This window comes from uncultured Marinobacter sp. (assembly GCF_963974375.1).
GTDB lineage: Bacteria > Pseudomonadota > Gammaproteobacteria > Pseudomonadales > Oleiphilaceae > Marinobacter.
Window position 1 is genome coordinate 1 of record NZ_CAXBDN010000122.1, and the last position, 12138, is coordinate 12138.

At 54.2% G+C, this 12138-nt stretch carries 13 protein-coding genes; 7 read left to right on the plus strand and 6 right to left on the minus strand.

Annotation, left to right across the window (positions count from 1 at the left end):
• Positions 1-939 (plus strand): molybdenum ABC transporter ATP-binding protein (gene modC, locus AAC035_RS11595; RefSeq protein WP_339804176.1); only part of this gene is annotated, 939 nt, incomplete at its 5' end.
• 76 nt (positions 940-1015) lie between these two features.
• Here modC and AAC035_RS11600 read toward each other — a convergent pair.
• Together AAC035_RS11600 and AAC035_RS11605 are read right to left on the minus strand one after the other, a co-directional pair.
• Positions 1016-1504, minus strand: a complete 489-nt coding sequence (locus AAC035_RS11600) for a GNAT family N-acetyltransferase (protein ID WP_339804178.1) — start codon at positions 1502-1504, stop codon at positions 1016-1018.
• 232 nt (positions 1505-1736) lie between these two features.
• On the minus strand, positions 1737-2771 hold the full coding sequence (locus AAC035_RS11605) for an NAD-dependent epimerase/dehydratase family protein (protein ID WP_339804180.1): 1035 nt from the start codon (positions 2769-2771) through the stop codon (positions 1737-1739).
• 80 nt (positions 2772-2851) lie between these two features.
• Between AAC035_RS11605 and AAC035_RS11610 the strand changes: the two genes are divergently transcribed.
• Together AAC035_RS11610 and AAC035_RS11615 are read left to right on the plus strand one after the other, a co-directional pair.
• Entirely contained in the window at positions 2852-3220 is a 369-nt protein-coding gene (locus tag AAC035_RS11610; protein WP_339804182.1) for a MerR family transcriptional regulator, read from the plus strand.
• A 188-nt stretch (positions 3221-3408) separates the two neighbouring features.
• On the plus strand, positions 3409-5229 hold the full coding sequence (locus AAC035_RS11615; RefSeq protein ID WP_339804185.1) for a PilZ domain-containing protein: 1821 nt from the start codon (positions 3409-3411) through the stop codon (positions 5227-5229).
• Here the strand turns inward: AAC035_RS11615 and AAC035_RS11620 are convergent.
• Both AAC035_RS11620 and AAC035_RS11625 read right to left on the minus strand, forming a co-directional pair.
• Positions 5189-6481 (minus strand): FAD-dependent oxidoreductase, encoded by a 1293-nt coding sequence (locus tag AAC035_RS11620; RefSeq protein WP_339804188.1) that lies wholly within the window; start codon positions 6479-6481, stop codon positions 5189-5191. The genes AAC035_RS11615 and AAC035_RS11620 overlap by 41 nt on opposite strands.
• Positions 6482-6533: 52 nt before the next feature.
• Entirely contained in the window at positions 6534-7235 is a 702-nt protein-coding gene (locus AAC035_RS11625; protein ID WP_339804204.1) for an NAD-dependent deacylase, read from the minus strand.
• 125 nt (positions 7236-7360) lie between these two features.
• Here AAC035_RS11625 and AAC035_RS11630 point away from each other — a divergent pair, with 125 nt between their 5' ends.
• Complete coding sequence (locus tag AAC035_RS11630) at positions 7361-8413, plus strand: DUF5924 family protein (protein WP_339804191.1); 1053 nt, start codon at positions 7361-7363, stop codon at positions 8411-8413.
• On the opposite strand, the gene AAC035_RS11635 is transcribed toward AAC035_RS11630, so the two are convergent.
• Both AAC035_RS11635 and AAC035_RS11640 read right to left on the minus strand, forming a co-directional pair.
• Positions 8414-8965: a macro domain-containing protein gene (locus tag AAC035_RS11635; protein ID WP_339804194.1), complete on the minus strand. Its 552-nt coding sequence runs from the start codon at positions 8963-8965 to the stop codon at positions 8414-8416. It lies immediately after the preceding gene.
• A gap of 445 nt (positions 8966-9410) precedes the next feature.
• Complete coding sequence (locus tag AAC035_RS11640; protein ID WP_339804196.1) at positions 9411-9806, minus strand: GFA family protein; 396 nt, start codon at positions 9804-9806, stop codon at positions 9411-9413.
• Positions 9807-10035: 229 nt separating this feature from the next.
• Here AAC035_RS11640 and rlmF point away from each other — a divergent pair, with 229 nt between their 5' ends.
• The 3 genes from rlmF (at position 10036) to AAC035_RS11655 (ending at position 11603) form a co-directional block, all read left to right on the plus strand.
• The gene (rlmF, locus tag AAC035_RS11645; RefSeq protein WP_339804199.1) at positions 10036-10968 is read left to right on the plus strand and encodes a 23S rRNA (adenine(1618)-N(6))-methyltransferase RlmF; all 933 of its coding nucleotides are present in this window, start codon (positions 10036-10038) and stop codon (positions 10966-10968) included.
• A 132-nt stretch (positions 10969-11100) separates the two neighbouring features.
• Positions 11101-11352: a type II toxin-antitoxin system prevent-host-death family antitoxin gene (locus tag AAC035_RS11650; RefSeq protein ID WP_339804202.1), complete on the plus strand. Its 252-nt coding sequence runs from the start codon at positions 11101-11103 to the stop codon at positions 11350-11352.
• Complete coding sequence (locus AAC035_RS11655; RefSeq protein WP_008938367.1) at positions 11349-11603, plus strand: Txe/YoeB family addiction module toxin; 255 nt, start codon at positions 11349-11351, stop codon at positions 11601-11603. Before AAC035_RS11650 ends, AAC035_RS11655 begins: the two co-directional genes overlap by 4 nt.
• The last annotated feature ends 535 nt before the right edge of the window (positions 11604-12138 follow it).

Below are 12138 nucleotides of genomic sequence, written 5' to 3' on the forward strand. Positions count from 1 at the left end.
ATTGACGGCCTTGAGCGGGTTCCGGGTGCCACAGTGCAGTTTGGTGATCAGCATTGGCAACAGGCCCGTCAATTTGTGCCCCTGCATAAACGGCGCATTGGCCTGGTGTTTCAGGAGCACAGCCTGTTGCCTCACCTGTCGGTACGGGACAATCTGCTCTACGGCTATCGCCGCACACCCAGGCCTCTGCAGCGCCTGCACCCACCGGCAGTCACCGCCATGCTGGGCATCGACGATCTGCTGGAACGGCGTATCGACCAGTTATCCGGCGGCCAGCGCCAGCGGGTGTCCCTGGGCCGTGCGCTGCTGATCAGCCCGCAACTGCTGTTGCTGGACGAACCCATGGCGGCACTGGATACCCAGACCAAACGGGAAATCATGCCGTTTTTATCCCGCATGGCGGCGGAGTCCGGCGTGCCGATTATCATGGTCAGCCACGCCCCGGACGAGGTTGAGCGGCTGGCGGATCGGGTGGTGTTTATAAAAGACGGGCAGATTCAGCAGATCGAATCCCTGCAGCAAGCCCTGGCCCGCCCGGACTCGCCGCTGTTCGAGGACGCCGGTGCCGCCTCGGTACTGGTGGGCAGCCTGGGTGAATCCGACGGGGACGGAATCCGCCCATTCGGACCTCCACAGGCGCGACTGTGGGTGCCCAGTGCAGATTCGGTGAAGGAACAAACACCCATCCGGCTGCGCATTCTGGCCCGTGACGTCAGCCTGTCCCTGATCGACCCCCAGCACATCAGTATTCAGAACCACCTGCGGGTGACCATTGAATGCATCCACCCGCCCACCAACCACCGCACCCTGGTGGCCTGCCGCACCGCAGAAAATCAGCTGCTAATGGCAGAAGTGACGCCACGTGCCGTCAGCCAGCTAGGCCTGCAGGCCGGTCAAAACCTGTATGCCCTGATCAAATCCGTGGCGTTACTGGACTAAACGGAACTGCAACGCGGTCAGCGCCACATCCGGGGCAGCACGTCGATATGTCCCGGCCTGTTTTTGTGCCAGTAAATCAGAAGATCTTATACTCCATGAAAACCGCATCCGGATGCGGGTTGTACCGATAAGGCTCAATTTCCCTGAACCCGATGTTCCGGTATAATTTCAATGCCTTATCCAGCTCAGGAATACTGTCCAGAAGCACCGAGTGATAGCCCATTTCCCTGGCCTTCTCCAGGAAAGCCTTCGTTAATGCCCGGCCAATACCCATACCGCTGTACTCCCCCAGAACATACATGCGCTTCATCTCGGCGACATGGGGCTCATAGTGACGGAGTCCAACGACACCGACGGCCAGGCCTTCAATTCGCGCTACCAGCATCGCGCCCCCGGGAGGGCCATACATCTCTGGCAGTGACGCCAACTCCGCCGTGAAACCCTGAAATTCAAGATCGTGGCCCAGAAAATCGGCATAGGCCCGGATCAGCCCACCGGCGTCGTCAAACTGCTCTGCCGTTTCGGCCACCTGAATTTCCACTGGCATAATCTGTTTTTCACGCAAGACTTCGCCTCCGGCGATATTCGCTTTGACTGATTCTCGCAAGGACTTCGTGTCATGCGTTTTCAGACACATCATCAAATCGGATCAGCGAAAGCGCAACCGACTATTTGCTACGTCCAATTATTGCTCGTCACCGGCTATGTAGTTCAGACTTAGTTCTCGTCATAGGCCTTCTCCAGGTCCGCAACATCAAATTTCTTCATCTTGTGAAACGCCAGGCTGGTCCGATCCACTAACATTTTTTCCTGTAAAACTCGGCGTTCGCCTGAATAACGCGGTTCATATCCGGAGCAACCAATCCCTCCGCTTTGGAAAATGCATCCGTCGCCGTGGTATCAAAACGCGTTGTCTGGATAAAGTGCAGCGCTTCCGGGTAGGTATTCATTAGCCGGCTCAGACCGGGCATCCGCAGAAGGAAGCTGAGTACCGGAATGGGCAAGTAGCGCTTTGGCGGACGTTTACCCAACACCTGGGCGACCTGTGCTAGCAAGGGAAGAAGTGGCGGGGTATCCGGATCCAGAGCCAGAAGCCGGGCCGGAGGGTTCTCAACCAGTGTCGCACGGGCAATCAATGCGGCCAGATGGTCCACCGCTACCAGTGGCAACCAGTGGTCCGCAGTGCCGGGTATCATGGCCAGACGGCCCTGTGCCAGGTTATCGATCAATTGATAGAGCGGCTGCGCCGGATCCAGCTCGCCGCTGAGGCTGTTTCCCGCCACGGTAGCCGGCTGCACCTCCACCAGATCAAGCCCTTGCTCCACCATGGCCCTCACCCGAAAAGCAGCTTCCAGCTTGCTGGCTTCGTAAGTACCGGCGCGACGGTACACCTGATCCCATCCGGTTTTCTCCGGCTGCTCCAGGTCGATACCCAATGCCCTGAGATGGGCATGATTTTCCAGCATGAAGCCGCTCACGAATACCAGCCGGCGACCCAGGTGACGAGCCAGTTCCGCTATCGCCAGGCTTCCGGTCACGTTAGTGGCCCGGGCTTCTTCCTGATCCAGTTGCCAGCCAAACCGGGCACCCAAATGAACAATGGCGTCAACCTCCGGCAGCCCCCGGAACAGCAATTCCGGAGGCTGATCCAGGTCTCCAGCCAAGGCCTCCACCAGATTGCCTTGTCCCCCCAGGGCATCGACTTTTTTGCGCAGGACGGGAAGCTGTTCAGGCCGGCGCATCAGGGCCAGCACCGGGTGCTGGTCTGCCGTCAATCGGGCGCACAGGTATCGGCCAATAAAACCCGTGGCTCCGCTGATCAGAATCGTCATCACAAGCTCCTTACGATTGAGTGAGCTGTGACGATAAGGTATAGAGTAAGCTCTAAGGTCAATACCCTGGAGTTGTCATCATGCACATCGCCGAACTGGAACGACGAACCGGTGTCAGCCGCCATACCCTGCGCTATTACGAAAAGGCCGGACTGCTGGTGGAAGTAAGCCGCCAGGCTAATAACTATCGGGACTATCCGGAACAGGCCGTGCAACGGGTACAGATGGTGCGGCAACTCAAGGACCTGGGTTTCTCCCTGGGCGAAATCCGTGATCTGCTCAACGCCGTGCGAAGCAATCGCATCGACTGTGAACAGGGTGCCAGTCTGATGGCGGAAAAAAGAGACGCCGTCGCCGCCAAGATAAAGGAACTGAGAAATATCGGGATGATGCTGAAGCAGGAGCAGAAACGCCTCGAGGCAAGTGCCGAGGCACAACGGTTACTTTGATCCAGCGGGTTCGAACCCGGTACTGCCCGTCATCCCGGCTTTGCCAACAAAGTGGTGGGGCGACTTTTCTTCAACTAACATAAAGTTTACCAGGCTGCATGCGCTGCCATAGGTAGTATCGTTTTGGTTCAACGAGCAGGTTGAGAGATCTATGCAGAGCAGATTCGGAACAGTACGAGGACCAGATCATGGACGCTCAAGACACACTTCCTGCTTTTCTTCAATTGTTGACCACGCCGCTGGATGTTCTGCTGGGCCTTTTCATACTGTTTCTGTTCTGCAATAAACGTTTCAACAAATGGCCAAAAACCGAATCTCTAAACTTCAGCGGGCAACCGGAAGATTATATCGATCAAAAGCGATACTCAACGTTCCGATTAATTTACTTTCTCTCGTTCTCTATTTATTCCCTGGCATTGTTTCTGGTACCGGATTTATTGAAGGTGCTTTTCCCGGCCTTCGACAACCCACTTTTGGAAGCGTCGGCTGATTATCAATATTTTTCGTTATCTGCAGCGCTCGCAATAGGAACTCTCAAGATTTCTACGGTGCAGAACCGAGATGAGGAGTGGCGTAAAAATTTACACGACTGGGCAAGGATACCCAGGGCGGTCGAAGACGTAATGCACCAGATACTAATAAACAACAAGATCACCATAAACAGCCACTATGAACGAGAGCTGAAAGTCATAATATCGGAAAAGTTGTCTGGACCTAACAAAACATTCTGGCTCGGTGCTTTTGAGAAATGGTCTGACCAGACAGAAGAAAATTCCGTACATTTACCAACGGTACACGATCTCATTTTCTGTTTTTACTGTCTTAAAATTGTAAAAGAACTCTCTCCGGCGCATATTTTCATAAAAGACATCAAGGATATTGAAGACAAAATTGAAAACATTGCCAATATTTTACCATCTCAATTTGGCTCGGCATCAGAAAAACAGACAGACGACGAACTTGGCAAAATAAAACAATATTTAACAGAATGCATATGCCGACACATTATAAAAACCTACTCAAACCCAAGGGATCAGTACGATTCTTTTTCACGGTTAGGGTTTCAGGTGCGTATCCGCGATACGCCCAAATCTATAAACTTCAACATCATGATTTACTGTATAATTTCCGGACTTTTCATAACTGCGCTGACGACCAGTTTCACCATAATTTCCATTGACCGCCAAACTGAAATCTCGTACTTCACAAACGCACGATTTCTGACCTGGACCAGCGGTGCCTTTATATGCTCATGCTTATCCATGTTTTCCGGGGTGTTTTTCTATTTTAACAAAACCCTGCCAGACCTTTCCAAATACCTGTCTGCGTTCATGTTTTCTTCTTTACTGGGATTCATATATTTTCATATTTCAACCGAACTCATGAACCGATCTGACGATAATGTATTGGCCCGAATGGTCGTTTCTTCAATGTATGCGTCGATTTCACTGGTCGTGCTCAGGGCCCTTGAAATAAGAACTCATTACAAGCGTGAACTGATCGTGAATACAGCTTTCAACAGCGTTGCCCTTGGTGTATTCATGATGATTTTTCAAATACTCACCACCATTGCATTTGACAGCAGTGCGCCGCTTGTTGAGTCTGGCCTGATAGGGTTCCTGAAGGGCGCGCTCTGGGGAGGCATGATTACCTATCTTATAGCCGGGTCAGCCAGGAAAAGTATACTTTTTGGTATGCGAAGTTCGCCAAGAGCTCCGGAGCACATTGTATTAAAAATTATCGAAGGAGATTTTTCTGAAAGAACAATAACAAAAGATATTTCACGAGGCGGTGCGCAGATCAAGACTCAGGCAAAATTCAATAAAGGACAAGTAATCAATTTATCTTCTAATCAATTAGGAAACCTGAGTGGCGAGATACAGTGGGCTCACAGGTCGATAACAGGTGATCAACATCTTGGAATAAGATTCCTGGAAAACAATGATAAACTGAAAAATTATTTAAGAGTCAAACATGGCGAGTATTATGCGCAACTGACTCTGGATTAACCGGATCCGGTTTCTGCGTGGACTGATTGATGACGTCCACCACGTCGTTGGCAGAGCGGACGGCGGATTCCAACAGCGGCACGCCTTCGTAGGCCCAGGACCCACAAAAGAAAACCTTGCGGCCGCGCTGGCAGTGCCACTGGCCGAGGGCATCGTGTACCCGCCCGGTACCAGAGTGAACGACGGCACGCTCGAATGGCACCCGGGCAAGTACGGTGTCCGGATCCGGCTCGAACAGCGGATTCCAGGTCTGGAACACCGGATCGCTGCCCTGAAGCGACGGCTCAACCTGATTGACCCAGACGGTAAATGTGGGTTTTTCCAGCGCTTTGTCCATCTGGAAATTCAACGCGGTCCAGTCCGATTCTTTCGCGGGCATAAAGCGCGGGTCCCGATGAACCCAGAGTTCACCGGAATCGAACCTTATGTTATCCAGCAATGCCCGCTCATCACCAAACTGACTGTCATCCAGAAAGCTCAGCTGATTGGCCTGAGTTGCCACGATTACCCGGTCGAATACCCCTCCGTCACCCCGTTCGTTAAACACCTTCACCCCTTGATTACTTGCTTCAACCTGCGCCACAGGGCTGCCGCTGTACAGTGGCAGGTCTTTGGCGAGGCCCTGGACCAGGGCCGAAGTTCCACCCTGCAGACGGCAGAGTCCGGAGCCATGAAGAATGCCGTGGAGCAGCGATAGCAGTTGCGCGGCTGGCCAGTTGAGCAGGTGTTTTTCCTCGCAGGTGCAGATAGTGGTGAGGATGGGCAGCACCAGACCGCGCCAGAACAGCGGATCGAAATCCTGGTGCTCAAGAATCTCGCCCAGCGTAACATCGGTATTCCCGTGTTCGAGCTTGCGGGTCAGGCGCGCCAGTTGCCAGAAGCCACGGCCCAGGCGCAGCGCCCGAAAGTTCAGATACCGCAGGGAGCCGATGAAGGGCCAGCCCACAAGGGGCAATTGTGCGCTGCGAAACCAGGTGCCACGGTTGGTCCAGCTACAGGATGCATAAGTGCGAACCTCGAAGGTACCGACCCCCACCTCTTCCGCGAGCTGCAGCACACAGGGCCAGGTGTCAGCACTCATGACACGCAGAGGGACATCCACCAGACCGCCGTCTACCGTGAGAGCGTGGGCATCCATGCCATGGCCGGCGCAGGCTTCGAATACGGTGACATCGTGGCCGGTACAACGCGCCCGATAGGCCGCCGCAAGCCCGGCCATGCCGCTGCCAATCACTGCAATCGAGTAGGTCATTCCGGACTCCTGTCTGAACCAGACTTCACGACCCAGGTAACTTTAAGCTCTATCAGAACCTTTGCGGGCCCTGATCAGGAAAGTGCTGCGCTATCCACTGTGGTACCCCTTCCGTGGCCTTGCGGCGAATGACTGTGGCGCCGGGAAGGTGGGCCGGCTCTCCCGGGTCGATAACGGTGACAGGTACATCAAAATCCACCAGCCTCGCCAGCCCGGCAGCGGGATAGACCTGTAAGGAAGTCCCTACCACCAGTAGCCGATCTGCGGTGGCCACTACCTCTGCGGCCAGTTCCATCATCGGGACCAGCTCCCCGAACCAGACCACATGGGGGCGAAGCTGGCTACCCTTCTCGCAGTGCTCTCCCAGCTCGATGGCTTTATAGCCGATGTCATAAACCAGCCCGGAATCCACGCTGCTGCGGGCCTTGGTAATCTCCCCGTGCAAATGGATAATCCGGCTGGAACCGGCGCGTTCGTGAAGATCGTCCACATTCTGGGTCACGATGGTCACCGGATGATGACGCTCAAGTTCCGCCAGCGCCAGGTGAGCCGCATTGGGTTGGGCATTTTGCAACTGACGACGCCGTTCATTGTAAAAGCGCAGGACCCGTTGCGGATCCCGCTCAAAAGCCTCTGGTGTGGCCACGTCATAGACACTCTCCTGCTCCCAGAGACCGCCATTGTCCCGAAACGTGGCCAGGCCGCTTTCGGCGCTCACCCCGGAACCGGTGAGTACCACAATATGCTCTTTCAGAATCATGGGTGTTTGTCCTTGCCTGTAGCGAGCACCTATTCGCCTCAGGGATGATGATACTATGGCGGTCTACAGGCCGGTAATTGGCCAATCAACGCCGGTTTTAACCGCAGGATACACCCTCCATGATATCCCTCAGCCCGGCCATTCGCGATTACGCATCGCGTTTGGTGGAACTGGTAAAAAGGCATCCCGGCCTGATTGCCCTATTTGGTTTCGTGTCAGGCCTGGCCAGCTTTTTCCTGGTAGAGCGCAAGGAATCTCTGGCCCAGGTCATCGCGCTGATCATGCTGGCGGGCTGGGCCTGGTTGCTGCTGGAAAACTGGCTGCGCGCCGGGATCCTGAAGCGCTTCGGGTATGAGATGCCACCGGCGGTGATGCGCTTTGCGACCCAGCTGATCCATCAGGAAAGCCTGTTCTTTACCCTGCCTTTTTTCCTGGCGGTGACTACCTGGGATCATGGCCAGGCGGGATTCACTCTGCTTTTGGTCGGCTGTGCCTTGGTGTCGCTGGTAGACCCAATCTACTACAAATGGCTGGCGCCGCGCCGCTCGCTGTTTGTGGCCTATCACGCCCTGACGCTGTTTGCCGTGCTGTTGGTTGTTATTCCGCTGATATTCCACCTGAGCACCGGCCAAAGCCTGTGGTTGGCGCTCGCCCTGGCGTTGCTGTTCAGCTTACCCAGCCTGGGAGGGCTGTTGCCCAATGGCTACTGGTGGCGCATCCCCATGATGGCGCTGATGTTGACCGCCATGGTCGTCGGCACCTGGATGATACGGGAGTGGATTCCACCGGCAGCGCTGCGTTTGACGGGGATTACCCTTTCGCAGCATGTCGATCGGGAGCAGCGTGAACCCGGCGAAAGCATCGTCCGTATTTCCGCCGATCGCTTACATCAGGAGGGTATGTACGCCTGGACGTCGGTGCGTGCTCCCCGCGGCCTGCGCGAGAAAATTCACCATGTGTGGATTATGGACGGTAAAGAAACGGATCGCATTACCCTGGACATCAGCGGTGGCCGGGATGAAGGTTACCGGGCCTGGACACACAAACGAAACTTCCCCACCAACCCGACGGGCCGTTGGCAGGTACGGGTGATTACCGATTCCGGTCAGTTGGTGGGGCTCACCCGCTTTACGGTTACCGAACCCTCGCCGGAGCCGGTAAATCCTCTGTGATCAGACGGCATCCTCCGGCCCGCTTAACTCGTCAATCACTCTTTCATGAACACGCACATCCGCATCATTGAACAGGGTAAAACGGATACGTTTGACCGATGACAGGCGAGGCAGCATATCAATCACGGTCCGGAACGCGACCCTTGCCGCCGGCTCCATTGGGTAGCCAAAGGCCCCCGTCGACAAGGCCGGGAAAGCGACAGACGTGATCCCGTATTGTTCTGCCAACTGGAGCGCATTTCGATAGCACGAAGCCAGCAGATCTCCGGAAGGCTCATCTACTCCGTAAATCGGGCCGAGGCAGTGAATGACATAGCGATTGGGTAGATTGTGCGCACCGGTGATCACGGCTTCCCCCGGGCGTATGGGCGCCAGCGGGCGACATTCCCTTTCCAGCTCCGGACCAGCGCCTCGATGAATGGCCCCAGCCACCCCGCCACCGATGCGCAGCTCCGCATTCGCCGCGTTCACGATGGCTTCCACATCGGACTGCTGTGCAATATCTCCCTGCTGACACTCGAGCGTTATCCCATGGATATTTCGTTGTGTCATTACACTCCCCCGGTATTCCTTTTGCCACTTGGTGCGCTAGCGAACAGACCCCACGAAAGCAATAGCGCATTATTGCTACAGATGAGGCAAAGGAGTCGCCTGTACAGGACGTAACATCGTGTGCCACATGGAAGCGGCGCTAGCCCCATTTCGTAATCGTGAACAGGATGGATTCGTTATGAACAACATAGTCTATATCGTCGGTGCAGTGGTTATCGTCCTGGTGATCCTTTCCTTTCTCGGTTTTCGGTAAGATTTCGCCCTCACGGGTTCTTCATCAGTGACTTTTGGTTGCGCCAGTCCGTTTAACTGCTGGTACCTTGCACCAGGCCAGGCACCGTCAGTGCGCTGGTTTTTCCGGCTGGCCTGATACCAGCGCTGAAAGCCCTTCGGCCTGAACCGGGGTTTTTACTGCATCCCAGGATCATCTGGTTAGTGCTCTATGCTACCGGTCCGATTCATGGTTAATACCATCACTGATCGGAACATTACCGATCTGATGGAGATTTACGCCCGCCAGACATCCAACATTGAATCCATACACGTCTGGCTTGGCGCGCGTTTGATGGTGGGTGTAGATGCCACAGTTCGAGCAAAAATAGTGCTTTGCAACCAGGGTGTTGAACTGATACAGCCTAAGCTGCTCTGCACCTTTAATGATGCGTAAACCGCTCGAAGGCACATAGGCCATAACCGCTCCCTTGCGCGCGCAAATGGAACAATTACACCTTTTCAGATCAACAAGTCCGTCAGGCAGATCAAGCTCGAGTTCCACCATGCCACAATGGCACGTAGCACTGTGCTTGAGTTGAATCTCAACTTCGCCCACTTGTTTGAGCATTATGATGATCTCCCTTTTGACTGGCGAGGCTGTAGAAAAGCCCGATCTTGAGCCATTCCACCGCCTGACCTCATGATTTCAGCAAGTCATTTGATCCTGCCTCCCTATATATTTCCTGGTCGACCTGGTGCAGGGTCAGGGTCAATGGCCATCACAGACATTAAGATTATAATCACTGACCAAGCCAGACCCTTTCTTCTACTCACCTCCAGGCCTCGGGCAAATCACTGTGAGCACCCTCCATCGAAGTAAAAAAGGCCAGGCCAAACCTGCTCGCAAGAGTCTGCACCCGAGGAATCTACACAACCAGGGCTATGACTTCCCGGCACTCGTAAAAAGCCACCCAGCACTAGCCCCTCATGTGAAACCGAACGCACACGGCGATCTTTCCATCGATTTCGCAGACCCAATGGCAGTAAAAACTCTCAACGCTGCGTTATTGAACCGATACTACAACATTATCGATTGGGATATTCCAGAGGGTGCGCTTTGCCCTCCAATCCCGGGCAGAGCCGACTATATCCATTACATGGCGGACTTGCCCGGGCTTGAACAGCCCGACATCAAGCTGCTCGACATAGGGACTGGAGCAAATGGAATCTACCCGCTACTGGCCTGCCAAATCTACGGCTGGCAGTGTGTCGGAAGTGACATTAGCACTCCGTCGCTCGAGAACGTGGCCACGATTATCGCCAACAACCCCACACTCAAGGAACGCTTCACGCTGCGCACGCAGCATGATAAAAACCACATTTTTGAAGGGATTATCCAGGCTGGGGAGTTCTTTGACGTCAGCGTATGCAACCCACCTTTCCATGCCTCGCTCGATGAAGCACTTAAAGGTAGCCAGCTTAAACGCAATAACCTGGCTCGTAGTCGCGGTGAACAAAAAGCAAAAATCGGATCCCCCGCTCTGAATTTTGGCGGGCTGGGAGCAGAGCTTTGGTGCAAGGGGGGTGAACAGCTGTTTCTGAAAAAGCTGATAAGAGAAAGCAAGGTGTATTCAACTCAATGCCGCTGGTTTACCAGCCTGATTTCAAAAGCCGACAATGTTAAGCCTGCAAAGAAGCTGATTGGTAAGCTCGGTGCCGTTGATATACGGGAAATCGAGATGAAGCAGGGAAACAAGATTACCAGGGTATTGGCCTGGACATTCATCTGAGCCGCCCCCGGGGTTTCCGGCCTGCAGGCAACCACTGAAGCGGCGGAAAATCGGTCGCTGTGCAGCCGATTGTTAAATCCTTTGGCGTACGGTATCCTGACCATGTTCAACATCCTGTACAGGAGGGGCCATATGGATGCCATTAGCTACACAGCCGCCAGAACCAATCTAGCAAAAACCATGGAACAGGTCTGTGAAGACCATTCCCCTGTGATCATCACCCGGAGCAAGTCGCAGTCAGTGGTAATGATCTCCCTGGAGGACTACGAGGCGCTGCAAGAAACTGCATACCTCCTGCGTGCACCAAGAAACGCACGGCGTTTGCTGGAATCCGCTGCCGAGCTGGAGAAAGGCGGTGGTCAAGAGAAGGAACTTCTTGAATGAAACTTATCTTCTCCGAGAATGCCTGGGAAGATTATCTGTATTGGCAGAAAACTGACAAAAAGATTCTTAACCGAATCAACAAGCTGATCAAAGAGACCAAGCGAGAACCGTTCGAAGGTGTTGGCAAACCGGAACCCCTCAAACACAGCCTTGCCGGGTACTGGTCTCGCCGGATAAACGAAGAACACCGAATAGTTTACAAGGTCACGGATGACGCTTTGCTTATCGCCCAGCTCCGGTATCACTATTGATTTAACGCCGCTCAGCACGCGCGGTTACGGAATGGAGGCGCAGCCGCAATGTAGTAGACGTCGCCGTGGCTGGCATGGTTAGAGCAATTGGGTCATGTTCCACCATTTGCTGTTTTCCTTCGCCCAAGAATCCGGAAGGTAACGAATCCAATGGTCCCTACCAACGCCACATTCAGCAAGAAATGAGGAAAGGATACCCACGTCGGGTACTCTTGGGGAAGCATGACTCGATATGAGCGTGGAAATGACGGCGGATCTAGTTTATCCACGCTCTGCCACACAAAAGTCACAGGGAAACCATGGGGAACCTTGAGCATCTCTGACCGTGCTAAAACCGTTGTTGGTACGATTAACGATGCCATGACGATAACCACCGCAGGCACAAACGCCCCGATAGTTGTCTAGCCATGCTACCAACCTCCTTGTGGCTCTAACGCTTGAGCTCAGCGGCGTTTGCGGCGGCGGCTTTTTTTTTGCGAATGTCCCGTCCTGAAATACGTTGTCATCTGGAGAGTGAGCAGATGGGCAACGATAC